Genomic DNA, 18160 nt, shown 5'->3' with positions numbered 1-18160 from the left:
CATGGCTCAGAACCCCACGTTGCGGAACAGGATGGCAAAGATCGCGTCCACGATGATGACCATGGTGATGGACGACACCACCGAGGCCGTGGTGCCGCGCCCCAGACTCTGGGTGTTGGGCTCCACCTGCAGCCCCCAGTGGCAACCTATCAGCGCAATCATCACGCCGAACACTACCGACTTGCCCATGGCCAGCACCAGATTGCCGATCTTGACGGCCGAAGGCAGGCTCTCGAAGAAATAGGAGGGCGTGATGCCCATGGTCAGATCTGCGGCCACCATGCCGCCGGCCAGCGCGGCAAGAATAGTCCACAGCGCCACCAGCGGCATGGACACGGCCAGGGCCAGCGCCCGCGGCATGACCAGTCGGTAGCCCTGGGAAATTCCCATGACCTGCATGGCATCGAGCTCCTCCGTCACCCGCATCACGCCGATCTGCGCGGTGATGGCCGAGCCGCTGCGGCCTGCCACCAGAATGGCTGCCAACAGCGGCCCCAGTTCGCGGATCAGCGAAATACCCAGAATATTGACGATGAAAGACTCGGCGCCGAACTGGCGCAGCTGCAAAGCCATCAGATAGGCCAGCACCACGCCGATCAGAAAGCCCACCAGCGCCGTAATGGGCAAGGCCGTGGCTCCCGTGGCATAGAGGTGACCTGAAATATCACGCCAGGGGCCGCGCAACGGGCTGCGCAGCAGGCGCAACACATCGAGCAGCAACTGGCCGATCAAGCGGACCAGGCTGACAAAGTGGTCGCATGCGTGCATGACCAGCCGGCCCAGACAGTCCACCTGCGTCATCAGTCCGCCAGGCTGGGGTTTGGGCGCAGGCACATCGCTGAAACGCGCCACCCGCTCCAGCATAGTGCGCTGCTTGTCCGTGGTCTGCAGCTTCTCGGGCCAGCGCTTGCCCCATTGCTCCCACAGCAGCTGCGCGCCCACATGGTCCAGCCATTGCAGCTGGCGCAAATCCCAGCCGACCTGGGGCGGCACAGTCTTGATCTGCGCCTGCAAACGCTGCCAATGCTTGCGGTCGCCCAGCTCAGCGGCGCTCCAGCGGCCCTGCGGCGTGGCCCAGGACGCGTTGTCAAGCGTCTGTACAAGGCATTGGGGTGATGAGTCGGAGCTGGGCAAAGAGTGAAATCCTCGGTCAATAACACAACCCACAGCGGGGCTTGAGACCCGCAGGATAACGCGGGCCGGTGACAGGCGCCAGTTTCGCGCCCAGGTGCGGCGCCCGTCACCCTCGCACTGTGGCCGTGGCGAGAAACGCTTCAATGCGTGTAATTTTTATCAACAAAGGCTGGAGCGGCTTATGTGGATTACGGATCAAGCTTCCAAATAGATAGCGCATCACGCTTTCCCTATCGACAGATGGATGCTGCTTTGCACAATCGATCCGCACCAAGGCAATGTTTATTCCAGGCCGGGCCAGCGGCAAGCCTGCATTTGTTTCATGAGCGACACCACGTTTGACTACATCGTCATTGGCGGCGGCACGGCAGGTGCCCTGCTTTGCAACCGCCTGACCCGCGAATCCCGCTGCCGTGTGCTGCTGATCGAAGCAGGCCGCAAGGACGACTACCACTGGATCCACATCCCCGTGGGCTATCTGTACTGCATAGGCAATCCGCGCACGGACTGGCTCTACCAGACCGAGCCCGACCCCGGCCTCAACGGCCGCAGCCTGCGCTATCCGCGCGGCAAGACACTGGGCGGCTGCTCCAGCATCAACGGCATGATCTATATGCGCGGCCAGGCTCGCGACTACGAGCAGTGGGCCGAACTGACGGGCGATGAGGGCTGGCGCTGGGATCAGGTGCTGCCGGCCTTCAAGCAGCATGAAAGCCATTGGCGACTGGACCCGGAGCAACTCAAAAACGAGCCGGTCAGCGAGGAGTTCCGACAGCTGCACGGCAATCCGAGCACGGGCAGCAGCGGCGAGTGGCGGGTGGAAAAGCAGCGCCTGCGCTGGGATATTCTGGATGCCTTCTCCGAAGCCGCCCAACAAGCCGGCATCCCCGCCACCGATGACTTCAACCGCGGCAGCAACGAAGGCGTGGGTTACTTCGAGGTCAACCAGAAAGCCGGCTGGCGCTGGAATACGGCCAAGGCCTTCTTGCGCCCCACCTGTTATGGCCGCCCCAATTTCGAGATGTGGACCACGGCCCAGGTCAGCCGCCTGCTGCTGGAAGATTTACCCGACGGCAGCCAGCGCTGCACCGGCGCCCAGGTCTGGACCGGCAATGAAATGGTCACCGTGCATGCCGAACGCGAAGTGCTGCTCTGCGCCGGAGCCGTCAACTCGCCGCAAATCCTGCAGCTCTCGGGCATAGGCCCGGGCGCGCTGTTGCAGCAGCAAGGCATTACCGTACGCCGCGATCTGCCAGGCGTGGGCGCCAATCTGCAAGACCATCTGCAGATTCGCTCGGTGTACAAGATCCAGGGTGCCAAAACGCTGAACACCATGGCCAGCAGCATGGTGGGCAAGGCCGGTATCGGCCTCGAATACCTGCTGCACCGCAGCGGCCCCATGAGCATGGCCCCCTCCCAGCTGGGCGCGTTCACGCGCAGCAGCCCCGGCCTGCTCTACCCCAACCTCGAATACCACGTTCAGCCTCTGTCGCTCAACGCCTTTGGCGAGCCGCTGCACGACTTTCCCGCCTTCACGGCCAGCGTCTGCAATCTCAACCCCAGCAGCCGGGGCACGGTGCGCATCCAGAGTGCCGACTTTCACCAGGCACCGGCTATCGCGCCCAATTACCTCTCCACTCCCGAAGACCGGCAGGTCGCAGCCGACAGCCTGCGCGTCACCCGCCGCATCGTGGCCCAGCCCGCCCTGGCCCGCTACGCACCCGAGGAATGGAAGCCAGGCCTGCAATACCAAAGCGATGAGGAGTTGGCGCGGCTGGCCGGCGACATTGCCACCACCATCTTCCACCCCGTGGGCACCACCAAGATGGGCCGCATCGACGACCCCATGGCCGTGCTGGACAGCCGCTTCAAAGTGCGCGGCGTGCAAGGCCTGCGTGTGGTGGATGCCGGCGCCATGCCGCGCATCACCAGCGGCAACACCAACAGCCCCACGCTGATGATGGCCGAGAAAGCCGCCACCTGGATCCGGGAAGAGTGGCGCAGCAAGACCGTTGTGCACCAGGAAGAAGTCCCGGCCCTCTGACGCTTCGAATTTATGAGAAAAACAAGGTCAAGCCTTTATTTAAAAGCAGACTACGCTATTGATTTGATTGCAAAAACAAAACGAAAAGCACTGCCCACTTTCAGTTCAGCGAGCTGTCGAAATTTATTCCATTAACCCAAGGGAATTCCCCGATGCACCAGCGCGGTGCAGCCCTTACATTCTTGTCACTCTCGCTGCTCCATGAAGTAGCAAGGAGGGGCCGAGGAGACAACTCGACTCAGAACAGATCAATATATATAAAAGCATCAAAGATGCATTCAAAAGCGCCTGAAAAGGCGCTTTTTTTATATCTCTGCAGAGTGTGCACGGCGGTGCGACAATCGCCGCTTTCCCGTAACCCGGATACCGGCGCTGCCCGGCCGACTCCGTATTCACGGGCTTTTGTTTGCGCAATTTTGGTGCAGCGGCTTGCTCCCCTGTCATTTGCGCAAGCCCTGCATCACTGGCGAGCGCACACTCATGGACTGGATCATTGTTTCACTGGCATCCGCTTTGGCGGGTTTTATTGATGCCATCGTCGGCGGCGGCGGCCTGATCCTGCTGCCGGCCCTGTTTGCCACCTTCCCCTCGGCTCCGCCGGCCACGCTGCTGGGCACCAACAAGAGCGCCTCCGTCTGGGGCACGGCCATGTCCACCTGGCAATACGGCCGCAAGGTGCAGCTGCCCTGGCGCGCCATGATGCCTGCGGCCATCGTAGGTGCCGTGGGTTCCTTTGTCGGCGCCTGGGCCGTCACCCAGATCTCGCCCGACTTTCTGCGCAAATTCCTGCCTGTGGTGCTGATCGGCGTGCTGGCCTATACGCTGGCGCGCAAGGACATGGGCCGCGTCCATGCACCGCAATTCAGCGGCCGTACCGAAACCCTGGTGGCCTGCGCCATCGGTCTGGTGATCGGCGTGTACGACGGCTTCTTCGGCCCCGGCACCGGCAGCTTCTTTGTGTTCCTGTTCGTGCGCCTCATGGGCTACGACTTCCTGAACGCCTCGGCCAGTGCCAAGCTGCTCAATCTGGCCACCAATCTGGCCGCTCTCAGCCTGTTTGCCATGAAGGGCCACATCTGGTGGCATCTGGCCGTGCCCATGGCCGTGGCCAATGTGCTGGGCGCCATGCTGGGCACCCATATGGCCCTGCGCCACGGCACGGGCTTTGTGCGCGGCATCTTCATCTTTGTGGTGAGCGTGCTGATTCTAAAAACCGGCTACGACGCCTTCCTGCGTTAAGCCCTGGCCGCCCTGATCATCAAGGCGTAGGCACTTCGTCGGGCAGCACCGAGATATCGCTGGCCCGGCGCGGCGTACCGATAGGCGGGCCGGCCTTGCCCACGCGCATGGCCGCCATATCGGCCTCGCTGGGGTAGTCGCCCATCAACCAGTAATCGATGATGCGGCGCGCAATCGGGGCCGCAGACGCGGCACCGAAGCCGGCATTCTCCACAATCACCGCCACAGCAATCTTGGGATCGTCTGCGGGAGCAAAGGCGATATAGAGGGCGTGGTCGCGCTGGCGCTCGGCCAGACGGGCTGCGTTGTACTTCTCTTTCTGGCCCACGGAAACCGCCTGGGCCGTACCCGTCTTGCCGCCCGAGAGGTATTTGGCGCTGCCGAACACACCGCGCCCCGTGCCACCCGTCACCACCGACACCATGCCGCGCTTGACGGCATCGATATTGGCCTGCTTGTAGCCCAGGTTGACGGGAGGGGGCAGCGCCACCTGGGTGCGCTTTCCCGTCACCGCGTCGATCAGCTCCTTACCCACATGCGGCGTATTGCTCACGCCGTTGTTCACCAGGGTGGCGAGGGCATGGCCCAGCTGCAAGATGGTGAAGTTGTTATAGCCCTGGCCGATGCCCAGGGAAATCGTCTCGCCGCCAAACCACTGCTGCTGGGCGGCGCGCTTGTAGGTGTTGCGCTTCCATTCCTTGCTGGGCAGCACGCCGCGCACTTCGCCAGGCAGGTCGATGCCGGTGATCTGGCCAAAGCCCAGCGGCTTCATGAAATCGTGAATCGCATCCACGCCCATCTCGTTGGCCAGGGTGTAGAAGTACACATTGCTGGAGTGCTGAATGGCGCGGTTCAGATCGACCGGGCCCAGAGCGTGACCCGAGCGGAAGGTGTGACCGCCAAACGTCCAGGAGCCGCCGTCCTGAATGATGGTGCTAGGCGTGCGCTTGCCGGTTTCCAGCCCTGCCAGCCCCATGAAAGGCTTGTAGGTGGAGCCTGTGGGATAGGTGCCGCGCAGCGACCGGTTCAGCAAGGGCCGGTCTATGGATTCGTTGAGCGCCTTCCAGCTTTCCTGGTCGATACCGTCCACAAACAGATTGGGATCAAAGGTGGGCTTGCTCACCATGGCCAGCAGCTCGCCGCTGCGCGGGTCCATGGCAATGGCCACGCCACGGCGATCGCCGTAGAGGTCTTCCACCATCTTCTGCAGCTTGATGTCGATGGACAGCTGCAAGTTGTTGCCCGGCGTGGCGGCGCGGCTGCCCAGCCTGCGCACGGCATGGCCGCCGGCCGAGGTTTCCATCTCCTCCCAACCGGTCTGGCCGTGCAGCTGCTGCTCGTAGCTTTTCTCGGCTCCCAGCTTGCCGATCACTTCGGTGCCGCGGTAGTTGGCCGCGTCTTCCCCGTCCTCGATGTCTTCCTTTTCCTTGACATTGATACGGCCGATATAGCCGATGACGTGGCTGGCCGTCTCCTTCAGCGGATAGGAGCGAAACAGTCTGGCCTTGATGTCCACGCCCGGAAAGCGGTAGCGCTGGGCGGCAAACCGGGCCACTTCCTCATCCGTCAGGCGCGAGCGCAGGGGAATGGATTCAAAGCTCTTGGAGTCTTCCATCAGCCGCTTGAACTTGCGGCGGTCGCGCGCGGTGATTTCCACGACCTCGGACAACTCGTCTATGGTCTCCTCCAGATCCGCCACCTTGGAGCGCGTGATCTCCAGCGTATAGGCCGAGTAGTTGGTGGCCAGCACCACGCCGTTGCGGTCCAGAATCTGGCCCCGGTTGGGCACGATGGGCACCACCGCCGTGCGGTTGTTCTCGGCGCGTTCGGCCAGCTCTTCGTGGCGCTCAATCTGCAACACCATCAGGCGCATGACCAGCAGGCCAAAGGCCAGCAGCACCACCACGCTCATCACCACGGTGCGCAGCTTAAAGCGTTGCAGCTCGGCTTCGGTGTTGCGGACTTCCATCATGGGCGTGCTCTTACCGTGTCAGACCATTACAGCGGGCGGTTCTCGTCGCTGTCGGGTGCGCGGCGCTGGGGCGCCAGCAGCAGGCCGCTGATCAGCGGCCACAGTGCGGCTTCAATCAGCGGAGCCACCAGAAACAGGGGACCGGGGAAGATGCCGCCGGCAATCACCCGCATCAGCACCTGAATGCCATGCACGACCAGAAACAGCGGCAGCAGATGCAGGGCCTGAATCCAGCTGGAAAACCAGGACATGCGCCGGCTGGACGCACCCACCACAAACATGAGCAAGGTATAGGCCAGCGCATGCTGGCCCAGCAGGGAACCGCGATCCACATCCATCAGCAGACCCAGCGCAAATCCCAGGCCCATGCCCACCCTCTGCGGCTGGTTCAGCCCCCAGAAAGCCAGCAACACCATCAGAAAATCAGGCAGCCAGACCACAGGGCCCAGCGGCAACATGTTGATGGCCAGCGCAATCAGCAGCGTGACGACGATGAACAGAGGATTGACCGGCAGCAACAGCTGCTGGCCGCGCGGCATGATCATGCGGGGTCCTTGGGAGTGGCTGCGGGCGGCTTGGCCGCATCGGCTTTGTCAGCGGCAGCCTTTTCGCGCTTGCCGCGCGCCCTGGCGGCCTTGTCCGCCTTCTCGGCATCGGCCTGAGCAGCCATATTGGCAGCCTCGGGATGGACCACACGGTCTTGCGGCTTAAGCACCATCACATGGCGCACGCCTTGCACCCGGCCCACGGGCTCGCAGTAAATACGGGTAAAGGCCGAATCGGCGCGGCGATCCACGGTCACCACCTTGGCCACGGGCAGACCCGGCGGGTACAGACCATCGACGCCGCTGGTGGTCAGCAAATCGCCCACCTGCACATCGGCATTGCTGGGCATGAAGCGCAACTCCATGCCGCCATTGCGGGCCGGCGACGGATCGCCATAGGCCACGCTGCGCGCACCGGTACGGGGGTTGAAGACGGGAATCGCCTGGTCGCGGTCTATCAGCAAAGTGACTTCGGAACGCGTGGCGTACAGGCGCGTGACCTGACCGATGATGCCGTTTTCATCCAGCACGGGCGAGCCGGCGGCAATGCCATCCACCTGGCCTTTGTCTATCACCACCCGGCGGGTATAGGGATCGGGGCTGTCGAACACCACCTCGGCGGCCTGGCCTTGTGTGGTCTGGCGCGCGCTCAGATCCAGCAGAGCCCGCAGATGTGCGTTTTCCTGCAGCAGCTCCTCGGCCAGCTCGGCCCTCAGGGCCATGGCCACCAGTTCCTTGCGGGCCGCGTCTTCCTTGGCCACGGCATGCTGCTGCACTTCGGCATAGCGGCTGGCATTTTGGTAAGCCAACACCGGCTGAGCCACCAGCCATTGCACCGGAGACAAAGCCATGGCCACGGCCGTGCGCACCGGGGCCGTGATCTTGAAGCGTGCATCCGCCACCATTAAAAACAGCGCCAAGGCGCTGTAGAGGGCGAGCCGGGAGGTACGTGAAGCCTGCTGCTTGAACAGCGAAGGGGCTCGGCGATCCAGTGTTTCCAGCGTCATGCGCAGCCTCGAATCGGCCGTGCGGCAGAGCGCTCACAGGCAGCAGCCGTGCGCAAGCCTCTCTGCACCTGCAGAGAACTGAAAAAAGAGAGCGCGGTATGCAGTCGTATCACGGACTCAAGCCCTGTTTGTTCACATGGTGGTATCTTGCAGCAGTCGCCGGAAGGCCACTGGCTGCAAAACACCGCAGTCAGCCAGCGATCAATCGCTGGTGAAGATGCTGCCCTGGCGACGATCCATGGTCTCCAGCGCCATGCCGCAGCCGCGCACCACGCAGGTCAGCGGTTCTTCGGCCACCAGCACGGGCAGACCGGTTTCTTCGGCCAGCAGACGGTCCAGGTCGCGCAGCAAAGCGCCACCGCCGGTCAGCATCATGCCGCGCTCGGCAATGTCGGCGCCCAGCTCGGGAGGCGTTTGTTCCAGCGCGTTCTTCACGGCCGAGACGATCTGGTTCAGCGGATCGGTCAGCGCTTCCAGCACTTCGTTGGAAGAGATGGTGAAGCTGCGGGGCACGCCTTCCGACAGATTGCGGCCCTTGACTTCGATTTCCTTGACTTCGGAGCCAGGGAAAGCGGAGCCGATCTGCTTCTTGATCATTTCAGCCGTGGGCTCACCGATCAGCATGCCGTAGTTGCGACGGATGTAGCTGATGATGGACTCGTCGAACTTGTCGCCGCCCACACGCACGCTGCCCTTGTAGACCATGCCGCCCAGCGAGATCACGCCCACTTCGGTCGTGCCGCCGCCGATGTCCACCACCATGGAGCCCGAAGCTTCGGACACGGGCAGGCCCGCGCCGATGCCGGCAGCCATGGGTTCTTCGATCAGGTAGACCGCTGTGGCGCCCGCTGCTTCGGCTGCATCCTTGATGGCGCGGCGTTCGACCTGGGTGGAACCGCAGGGCACGCAGATGATGATGCGGGGGCTGGGAGTCAGCACCGAGCGTGGATGCACCATCTTGATGAACTGCTTGATCATCTGTTCGGTGATCACGAAGTCGGCAATCACGCCATCCTTCATGGGGCGGATGGCTTCGATATTCCCGGGCACCTTGCCCAACATGGCCTTGGCTTCGCGGCCAACGGCCTGGATCACCTTCTTGCCGTGCGGGCCGCCTTCGTGGCGAATGGCCACAACGGAGGGTTCGTCCAGAACAATGCCCTTGTCTCGGGCGAAAATCAGGGTGTTTGCAGTGCCAAGGTCAATGGCAAGGTCGGTGGAGAAGTACCGACGAAAAGCTCCGAACATTCAAGGTCCTCTCAGGCACGGCAAGCGCATCGGCGGGCCGTCGCCGGAATGTAAGTAGGGGAGTCTGGGTGGGTGGGCTTTTTTGCACAATGACCAGTTCGATAGGGTATTGTGGCAAAGCCGAGATAATACCGTATCCCCTGTGAATAACTTCTACTGTCAGGGTCAGAAACACTGCTTTACATACGGCTGCTCTGTAAATAATTCCTATGGCATTGAACGATCAAGATATTGCGCGCATCGCCAACCTGGCACGTCTCGAACTGTCACCAGGCGAAAGTGAGCGCATGCTAGCGCAACTAAACAACTTTTTCGGCATCGTCGAAAAAATGCAGGCTGTGGATACCTCGGGCGTCAGCCCGCTGTCACATCCGGTGGCCGCCATTCAGGACATCGCCTTACGGCTACGTGACGATTTGGTAAGTGAGCCAAATAACCGCGAAGCCAACATGCAAAACGCCCCGGCTGCCGACAAGGGCATGTTCCTGGTGCCCAAGGTCATCGAATAAACGCGCAAAGCCCAAGAACCATGAGCAACACCGAATTGCACAACCTCGGCGTGGCCGAGCTGGCCGCACAGCTGCGCGCCAAGCAAGTCTCCGCCACCGAAGCGGCCCAGCACTTTCTGGCCCGCGCCAAGCAGCACCAGAACCTGGGCGCTTTTGTCTCCATCAACGAAGACGTCACCCTGGCCCAGGCCAAGGCAGCTGATGCGCTGATTGCCTCCGGCCAAGGCGGCAAGCTGGCCGGCGTGCCGATTGCGCACAAGGACATCTTCGTCACCAAGGACTTCCCCACCACCGCCGCCAGCAAGATGCTGGAAGGCTACCAATCGCCGTTTGACGCCACCGTGGTGAAAAAGCTGGCCGATGCCGGCGTGGTCACCCTGGGCAAGCTCAACTGCGACGAATTCGCCATGGGCGGCGCCAACGAGAACTCGGCCATCGCCCCCGTGGGCTTTGACTCGGCCCAGCCCGTGCGCAACCCCTGGAACCATGACCGCGTGCCCGGCGGCTCCTCGGGCGGCTCTGCCGCTGCCGTGGCCGCCCGTCTGGCCCCGGCCGTGACCGGCACCGACACCGGCGGCTCGATTCGCCAGCCAGCGTCTTTTTGCGGCATCACCGGCATCAAGCCCACCTACGGCCGCGCCAGCCGCTACGGCATGATCGCCTTCGCCTCTTCGCTGGACCAAGCCGGCCCCATGGGCCGCAGCGCCGAAGACTGCGCCTTGCTGCTCTCCGAGATGTGCGGCCCCGACCTGGATCGTGACTCCACCAGCCTGGACTATCCTGCCGAAGACTTCAGCGCGAAGCTGAACGACTCCATCGAAGGCCTGCGCATCGGCATTCCCGCCGAATTTTTTGGCGAAGGCCTGAGCAGCGACGTGCGCACTGCCGTCGATGCCGCGCTCAAGGAATATGAAAAGCTGGGCGCCAAGCTGGTGCCCATCAGCCTGCCGCGCACCGAGCTGTCCGTGCCCGTGTACTACATCCTGGCTCCAGCCGAGGCATCGTCCAACCTCTCGCGCTTTGACGGCGTGAAGTTCGGCCACCGCGCCAAGGACTATGTCGATCTCAACGACATGTACAAAAAGACCCGCGCCGAAGGCTTTGGCGACGAGGTCAAGCGTCGCATCATGATCGGCGCCTATGTCCTGTCCGAAGGCTATTACGACGCCTACTATCTGCAGGCGCAGAAGATCCGCCGCATGATTGCCGACGACTTCCAGGCCGCCTTCAAGGACTGCGACGTCATCGCCGGTGCCGCAGCACCCACCACGGCCTGGGCCATTGGCGGCAAGGCCGACCCGGTGACCAACTACCTGGCCGACATCTTCACCCTGCCCGCATCGCTGGCCGGCCTGCCCGGCCTCTCCCTGCCCGCAGGCTTTGGTGACGGCGGCATGCCCGTAGGCCTGCAGCTGATCGGCAACTACTTTGGCGAAGCCAAGCTGCTCAACGCCGCCCACCGCTTCCAGCAAGCCACCGACTTCCACCTGCGCACGCCCGCCGGTATCTGAGAACGCAGGAAGGACACCCTCAATGACAGTCAAACTGATCAATGGCTACGAAGTCGTCATCGGCTTCGAGACCCACACCCAGCTGGCCACCAACAGCAAAATCTTCAGCCGCGCCAGCACCGCCTTCGGTGCCGAGCCCAACACCCAAGCCTGCCCCGTCGATCTGGCCCTGCCCGGCACCCTGCCGGTCATGAACAAGAAGGCGGTGGAATGCGCTATCAAATTGGGACTTTCTCTGGGCTCCACGATTGCGCCGCGCAGCATTTTTGCGCGCAAGAACTACTTCTACCCTGACCTGCCCAAGGGCTATCAGATCTCCCAGTTCGAGATTCCCGTGGTGCAAGGCGGTGAAGTCAGCTTCTATCTGGAAGAAGGTAAGAACAACGTCTTGAAGACCGTGCGCCTGGTGCGCGCCCACCTTGAGGAAGACGCCGGCAAGTCCGTGCACGACGAGTTCATCGGCCAGTCCGGCATCGATTTGAACCGCGCCGGCACGCCGCTGCTGGAAATCGTGACCGAACCCGACATGCGCTCGACTGCCGAAGCCGTGGCTTATGCCAAGGAATTGCACAAGATCGTCACCTGGATCGGCATCTGCGACGGCAACATGCAGGAAGGCAGCTTTCGCTGCGACGCCAACGTGTCGGTGCGCAAGCCCGGCCAGCCCCTGGGCACGCGCCGCGAGATCAAGAACCTGAACTCGTTCAGGAATATGCAGATCGCCATCGATTACGAAATCCTCTGGCAGATCGAACAGATCGAAGACGGCCTGAAGATCCAGCAGGCCACCGTGCTGTTCAACCCCGACACGGGCGAGACCCGCGCCATGCGCACCAAGGAAGACGCGGCCGACTACCGCTACTTCCCCGATCCCGACCTGCCCCCGCTGGTCGTGGCCCCCGAATGGGTGGAGCGCGTCAAGGCCGAAATGCCCGAGCTGCCCCGCGCCATGGCCGCCCGCTTTATCGAACAATACGGCCTGCCCGAGTACGACGCCACCACCCTGACCCAGAGCCAGGCCATGGCCGCCTACTTTGAAGACGCCGCCAAGGCCTGCAACCAGCCCAAGCTGACCAGCAACTGGATCATGGGCGAAATCTCGCGCCGCCTGAATACCGAAGAAATCGGCATGGACGCGGTCAAGGTCACCAGCGCCCAGCTCGGCGCCATGATTGCCCGCATATCCGACGGCACCATCAGCAACAACGCGGCCCGTACCGTGTTTGAAGCCCTGTGGAACGGCGAAGGTTCCGATGTGGATGCCGTCATCGAAGCCAAGGGCCTCAAGCAGATGAACGACAGCGGCGCGCTGGAAGCCATCATCGACGAGGTGATCGCCGCCAACCCCGGCAATGTGGAGCAATACCGCGCCGGCAAGGACAAGGCCTTCAACGCCCTGGTCGGCCAGGTGATGAAGGCTTCCAAGGGCAAGGCCAACCCTGGGCAGGTAAACGAGCTGCTCAAGGCCAAGCTGGCCTAAGGCACCAACGCACCCACTCGCCACACCGGCGAGTCCCCACAAAGCCGCAGGCAGCACCGCCTGCGGCTTTGTTGCACCGGCCAGCCGCACGGACGAGCCCCTGCACCTCCTGCTCAGGAAAATTTCAGTGATCTTCGCGAACGCCTCACTCATCGAATCCGAAAAAGAGCGCAATCTCTGCACCAAGTTCTTTGCCGGCTACTTTTTCAATGAATTCACGGCCGGCTATGCCAAGCGCATCGTCCAGTTCAACCGCTACATCCAGGAAGTCTCTGGCCGCGAAGACCTGGGCCTGCAAAGCCCCAACGTCTCGTTCGACACGCACGCCTACCTGTGCCACGAGCGCTTGCGCAGCAAGCTGTCCGACGTACTCATCTCCGACCCCGCCCGCCAGGTTTTTCTGTTCATCGAAACCAAATACCTGAGCAACTGGACCTACGCCGCCGATGTGGCCAAGGGCATGGAGCGACTGGACAAGGTCTTCGACACCGATAAAAAACCGCATCTGGCTCAAGCGACGCAGCATTACTTTCTGCTGACTTCTCGCCGCAAGGAAGAAGCTGCGGGCCGACCTGTGCAGCAATACGCCCCGGTGACTGGGCCCATCTTTGTACCCACCCCTGCGCGCCCTGCAGAAGTGACCGAGGGCGATACGGCAGAATCTGCGAAGTCTTCATTCACCAGCTTGCTCTACTGGGAAGACTTGGCGCAGATGTGCGACCGCTCGGAAGTGCGGCAATACATGGAAGCGCGGTTGAAGCTGTGTGTCAGCAGTTCACGGAATCAGCATAAGTCGGAGTATTTTTTGCCTGGGGCGTGAAACTTGAGAAGCGTCTGCTCAGCTACAGATTCACCTTCTAAAAACTATTAGAAATAGCTCAGCTCAAACAATACTTTTACGCTTTTGCTGCATAGGCCGAGTCTCGCCCCGGCAGGCGAGTTACCTTTCTTGCTCGCACAAGAAACGTAACCCAAAGAATGCGCCCCTGCTGTCTGCGCCCCTGCGCTTCGCTCCGGGCAAACCTGCGTCACGCAATTCAGTCTGCGGTGCCGCCCAACTCGCTACGCGGCATGGCCGCTTCGCTCAAACAGACGGCGGCAAGCTTGAGCAGGAAGCAACGCTGTCCTTCGGCAGCGTTGCCCGCAGCCTGAACCGCGTGCCGCAGGCGCAGCCAAAAGGGATGGAACCGGACGGCCTGCGAGATTTATGACGAAATTCGTCTCTGGTGCTTATTCCAATTGCGCCAGCAGCTATCAATTGCATAAAGAAGCTATCCCGTTCCCGGTATTCGCCCCTTGTGCCCACGCCTGCGACGGCAGCCTCTTGTGGCGCGCGGCTGCACCGCAGAGTGCAGACGCATCGTCATCCAATCTGCGGCAACCTGTTTGAACGCAGCGCCAAAGGCGCGAAGTGAGTTTTGCCGCACAGCCACAAGAGGTTGGCGGCGCAGGTTGCCCGCAGGCGCAGCCGGAGGGACGGGGGCAGTAGGGTCGCCTTTCTTTTGGGTACTTTTCTTTGGCGAAGCAAAGAAAAGTACCTCGGCTGGCGGGCCGAGACCCGCCCTCTACGTGCAAATCAGGCACAAAGCAAAACAAGCCTTCAGCCCAGTCACATCAAGCGCCACCCGCTATCAATTCCTCAAACTACCGCTTACATAAAGCCGAGGTAAAGCGCACACCAAAGTCACACAAATCTGCGCACAATCAGGCGCAAACCCAACACTTTGTGCTCCCATGTTCTCCAAGCTGCTCAAGCCCCTGCTCTGGCTGCTCGCCCTGTGCGTGGCGGTTTATGTCTGTATCTGCAGCTATATGTTTGCGCAGCAGCGCAGCATGATTTTTCTGGGCGGCGATACGCGGGTGGCAGCGGAGAGCACGAATTTCTCGCTGCAGCGTGGAGATGTGCTGCTGCGTGGCTGGCAGCAGCACCCCAAAAGCGGCAAAGCCAGCAATGCGGTGATCTACTTTGGCGGCAATGCCGAGAATATTGCGCACCGACGGGAGCAGCTGGCGCGCAGTCTGCCGCACAGCGATATCTATATGCTGGCCTACCGGGGCTATGGTGCCAGCGAGGGCCAGCCCACGCAGGAGCTGATGGAGCTGGATGCCGCCGCCCTGTTTGACGAGGTCAGGCGGCTGCACCCGCAAGAACCCATCACCGTCATAGGTCGCAGTCTGGGCACAGGCGTGGCGGCGGCCGTGGCCGATCTGCGCCAGCCCGACAAGCTGGTGCTGGTCACGCCCTTCGACAGCATTTTGAACACGGTGCGCGGCATGTATGGCTGGCTGCCGGTGGAGCTGCTGCTCAGAGACCCGTTCGACTCCGCCGCGCATCTGAAAAACTACCAAGGCCCGATTCTGGTACTGCGTGCCGGACGCGATCAGGTGGTGGAGCCCGCGCGTACCGACGCCTTGCTGCAACAGCTGAAGGGCAAGGCGGTGCAGGTGCAGGCCTTTGCACAGGCCAACCACTCCACCATCTTCCGCTCGGCAGGCTTCTGGACGGCCATTGAGAATTTTGTCGGCGGTGCGAGCTGAAATAGCCGAAAAGCGCTTCACCGTAAAACGCTTTTAGCTATCCATACCGAAGTTCACTCGGCGTCCTGATCCAGCCCCAGGCTCTCGGTCAGGTTCTCCGCATAGCCCAGCACCAACGTGCGCCTCGCTTGCAACTGCTGCGCCAGCCTGGCCCAGGCCGCATGGCCCAGCACCTCGCTCCGCCCCTTGCCGTAGAGTTCGCGCAAATCCTGTACCAGCCGCTCAGCCAGAACGGCATCCGGCGGCGTGCCGCGCTCAAAGCCCATCCAGGCTGCCCCCATGGCAAAGAAGCGATAGCCATAGTGCGCGGCCAGATGGCAAATGATGGCGTGGTTCTGAAACGTATCCCAGTCCGCGCTGAAGTAGCCGTTAGGGGCAGCGGCAATCAGCGCGTCATCGCCGGGCAGCAGGGCGGCGGGTACGCGCTGCACATAGATCACCTCGTCCAGCAGCCTATCGGGCTCGCGGTTGGCGGCCAGCAAAGCATCCACGTCATCGCAGGCCACGGCCAAGCTGCCGCAGACCTGGCCCCAGGATTGCACCAGCCCGGGCTGGGCCAGCTGGCGCACACGGTGCTGCAGCGTGGCCAGCGCTCTGGCTTGCATCTGCGCCGCGTCATCCCAGTCCTCATCCTCGGGGGCGTCAAGGTATAGGCGCTCGTCTTGCCCGGCGTGGCCGCAGGTGTAGCTGCACTGGCTGATATCGTCCAGCGTGCACAGATAGCGGTGAGCGTCGTCTGCGCCGCGCAAGGCATCCAAGCGCGCCAGCAGCCCGTCCAGCGTGCCGACCTGCTCCAGCCATTCATGGGCAAAGCTGAAATTGCCCTGGCGAAACGGCGGCGCCTCAAGCCCACCCTGGAACAGCCCGCTCTTCATTTGCGCAACACCCGACGATAGAAGAAGCTGCACAGGCCCGCAAAAAACGCCAGGCCCAGCCACATGGCCGGAGCGAAATGCTCACCCACCAGCGCCAGCGGTGCGTCCTTGCCGCTGAAACCTATCAGTGCGGCAATCACAATGCCCATCAGGCTTTCGCCCACGATCAGCCCGGAGGCCAGCAGCAGGCCGCGTTCTTCGGCGGCGGCCGCCCAGGCCTTAGCGGCACGTTGGCCATGGGCCTTGATGGCCCGCTGAATGAAAAAGCCCAGCAGCGCGCCAATGGTCAGCGTCAGCCCTATGGTGGGCGGCAGGTAAATGCCCAGGCCCACGGCCAGGGGCGGCAGCGCGCCCTTGCCGCTTTTGCGCAGGCTCACATCGGCCACGATGACGACCAGCCCCACCAGCACGCCCAGGCCCAGCATGGCCCAGTCCAGCGAACCTTCGAAAATGCCGGAGGCAATCTTGAGCATCAGCGTGGCCTGGGGTGCCGCCAGGGCCTGATTGGGGTCCATGCCGGCGCGCGGCAGGCTGCCGGCAAAGCCGTAGGCGTTGTAGAGCAGATCCAGCACCGGCGGAATCACCAGCGCTCCGACCAGGCAGCCGATGATGAGCACGACCTGCTGGCGCCAGGGTGTGGCACCGACCAGATAGCCGGTCTTGAGGTCTTGTAGGTTGTCATTGGAGATAGAGGCCATGGCCAGCACCACCGAGACCATGAACAGCACCAGCGCCACGCCCAGCTGACCCGAGACAAAGCTGGCGAACGCGGGCACCAGCACATGCAGGCCCAGCAAGGTGCTGGCCATCAAGATGGTGGCAATGATGCCTATGCCGGAGATGGGGCTGGCCGAAGAGCCCACCAAGCCCGCCATATAGCCGCAGGCCGCAGCGACCAGAAAGCCGAACACGGCGGCAAACAGCACGCAAAGCAGGCTGAGCCAGAAACGCGGCTGGCCGCCCAGCTCCGGCATATGTTCCTGCAGAAAATGGCTGACCACAAAGTACAGCACGGCCAACGCCGCCAGGCCTATGACCAGCATCCAGCTGCGAGGCATGTCCCGGTCGGTTTCTCCGCCCTCGGGCTGCGCGCCCTTGGCGCCGCGCGCGGGCTGCTTGCGAATGGCCTGGATGATGGGACCGGCCAGCGTGCCCACCGTCCACAGCGCCGAGATACCGATCACGCCTGCGCCCAGAAAGCGGGCCTTGGCACTCCAGAGCTGGCTGGCCAGTTCGCTGACCGCCTGGCCTGCGCCAGGCGTTGCCTGCGCCGTCAGCCAGGGCACGACCAGGCCCCAGCACAGCACCAGCCCCATCAGCACGGCAATCCCGGCCGCAGCCCCCATCAGATAGCCGGCGGCCAGCAGCGCGGGCGAGAAGCCCGCCGCCACGCGAAAAGCCACGCTGCCAGCGGGAATCCAGAAGTTGAAGGCATCGCCCAGCAGGCGCAGACCGCCGCTCAGAAAACCGAACAGGGCCGCCAGGCCCGTGCCCCAGCCCAGCTCGCGCAGACCCGAGGAGCGCGCAGCATCACCTGCCGCCGCATCTTCACCCTTGTGGCGCTGTGCATCGCCCACGCGCAGTACCTCGGCGGCGGCCACGCCTTCGGGATAAGGCAGGTCGGACTGCACCACCATCACCCGACGCAGCGGTATGGTGTAGAGCACGCCCAGCGTGCCGCCAGCCGCACAGATCAAGGCCGTCTGCCAGAAGGGAAAGCCCGTCCACAAACCCAGCATGAGCAACGAGGGCAGAACAAAGATCACCGACGACAAAGTGCCGGCTGCCGAGGCCTGGGTCTGCACCAGGTTGTTCTCCAGAATATTGGAGTCCTTGAAGCGATAGAGCAGCGCCATGGAGATCACCGCCGCAGGAATGGCGGAGGCAAAGGTCAGCCCCACCTTGAGACCCAGGTACACATTGGCAGCAGTAAACGCCAGGGTGATCAACGCGCCCAGAATGACGCCGCGCAGGGTAAATTCACGCATAGAGATCGAATTTTTCATGAAAACAAAGGCCGCAGCAGACAGCGAGTTCTGCTGCGGCACAACCCATCTT

Annotated in this window: 14 protein-coding genes; 7 read left to right on the top strand and 7 right to left on the bottom strand. The window is 62.6% G+C overall.

From position 1 onward, the window contains the following. Positions 1-6: 6 nt before the first annotated feature. Positions 7-1134: an ABC transporter permease gene (locus tag EAO39_RS02260; RefSeq protein ID WP_120965835.1), complete on the bottom strand. Its 1128-nt coding sequence runs from the start codon at positions 1132-1134 to the stop codon at positions 7-9. 322 nt (positions 1135-1456) lie between these two features. Between EAO39_RS02260 and EAO39_RS02255 the strand changes: the two genes are divergently transcribed. Continuing rightward, a complete protein-coding gene (locus tag EAO39_RS02255) occupies positions 1457-3178 on the top strand; it encodes a GMC family oxidoreductase N-terminal domain-containing protein (protein WP_120965833.1) in 1722 nt (573 codons plus the stop codon). 480 nt (positions 3179-3658) lie between these two features. Next, positions 3659-4417 carry a TSUP family transporter gene (locus EAO39_RS02250; RefSeq protein WP_120970600.1) on the top strand — a complete coding sequence of 253 codons (759 nt, stop codon included), beginning with the start codon at positions 3659-3661 and terminating at the stop codon, positions 4415-4417. Positions 4418-4436: 19 nt separating this feature from the next. Here the strand turns inward: EAO39_RS02250 and mrdA are convergent, their stop codons facing one another. The 4 genes from mrdA to EAO39_RS02230 all read right to left on the bottom strand — a co-directional run bounded on the left by mrdA (position 4437) and on the right by EAO39_RS02230 (position 9189). Further along, positions 4437-6389: a penicillin-binding protein 2 gene (gene mrdA, locus EAO39_RS02245; RefSeq protein ID WP_120965831.1), complete on the bottom strand. Its 1953-nt coding sequence runs from the start codon at positions 6387-6389 to the stop codon at positions 4437-4439. Positions 6390-6415: 26 nt separating this feature from the next. After that, a complete protein-coding gene (mreD, locus tag EAO39_RS02240) occupies positions 6416-6934 on the bottom strand; it encodes a rod shape-determining protein MreD (RefSeq protein WP_120965829.1) in 519 nt (172 codons plus the stop codon). Then, positions 6931-7941 carry a rod shape-determining protein MreC gene (gene mreC, locus EAO39_RS02235; RefSeq protein ID WP_120965827.1) on the bottom strand — a complete coding sequence of 337 codons (1011 nt, stop codon included), beginning with the start codon at positions 7939-7941 and terminating at the stop codon, positions 6931-6933. Before mreC ends, mreD begins: the two co-directional genes overlap by 4 nt. Before the next feature lie 201 nt (positions 7942-8142). After that, entirely contained in the window at positions 8143-9189 is a 1047-nt protein-coding gene (locus EAO39_RS02230; protein WP_099739859.1) for a rod shape-determining protein, read from the bottom strand. Positions 9190-9398: 209 nt separating this feature from the next. Here EAO39_RS02230 and gatC point away from each other — a divergent pair, with 209 nt between their 5' ends. The 5 genes from gatC (at position 9399) to EAO39_RS02200 (ending at position 15227) form a co-directional block, all read left to right on the top strand. After that, complete coding sequence (gatC, locus tag EAO39_RS02225; protein ID WP_120965825.1) at positions 9399-9698, top strand: Asp-tRNA(Asn)/Glu-tRNA(Gln) amidotransferase subunit GatC; 300 nt, start codon at positions 9399-9401, stop codon at positions 9696-9698. Positions 9699-9718: 20 nt separating this feature from the next. Continuing rightward, positions 9719-11209, top strand: a complete 1491-nt coding sequence (gene gatA / locus EAO39_RS02220; protein WP_120965823.1) for an Asp-tRNA(Asn)/Glu-tRNA(Gln) amidotransferase subunit GatA — start codon at positions 9719-9721, stop codon at positions 11207-11209. A gap of 22 nt (positions 11210-11231) precedes the next feature. Beyond that, complete coding sequence (gene gatB, locus EAO39_RS02215) at positions 11232-12689, top strand: Asp-tRNA(Asn)/Glu-tRNA(Gln) amidotransferase subunit GatB (protein ID WP_120965821.1); 1458 nt, start codon at positions 11232-11234, stop codon at positions 12687-12689. Between the two features lie 127 nt (positions 12690-12816). Continuing rightward, positions 12817-13509 (top strand): excinuclease ABC subunit A, encoded by a 693-nt coding sequence (locus tag EAO39_RS02210; protein ID WP_120965819.1) that lies wholly within the window; start codon positions 12817-12819, stop codon positions 13507-13509. 914 nt (positions 13510-14423) lie between these two features. After that, positions 14424-15227, top strand: a complete 804-nt coding sequence (locus EAO39_RS02200) for an alpha/beta fold hydrolase (protein ID WP_120965815.1) — start codon at positions 14424-14426, stop codon at positions 15225-15227. A 53-nt stretch (positions 15228-15280) separates the two neighbouring features. On the opposite strand, the gene EAO39_RS02195 is transcribed toward EAO39_RS02200, so the two are convergent. Continuing rightward, positions 15281-16102 (bottom strand): hypothetical protein, encoded by an 822-nt coding sequence (locus tag EAO39_RS02195; protein WP_120965813.1) that lies wholly within the window; start codon positions 16100-16102, stop codon positions 15281-15283. After that, on the bottom strand, positions 16099-18108 hold the full coding sequence (locus tag EAO39_RS02190; RefSeq protein ID WP_120970598.1) for an oligopeptide transporter, OPT family: 2010 nt from the start codon (positions 18106-18108) through the stop codon (positions 16099-16101). The genes EAO39_RS02195 and EAO39_RS02190 overlap by 4 nt, the downstream gene beginning before the upstream one ends. Between the last annotated feature and the right edge of the window lie 52 nt (positions 18109-18160).

The organism is Comamonas sp. lk, from assembly GCF_900564145.1.
GTDB lineage: Bacteria > Pseudomonadota > Gammaproteobacteria > Burkholderiales > Burkholderiaceae_C > Comamonas.
The sequence above is the reverse complement of the archived record's forward strand: the minus strand, read 5'-3'. Positions and strand labels throughout refer to the sequence as shown.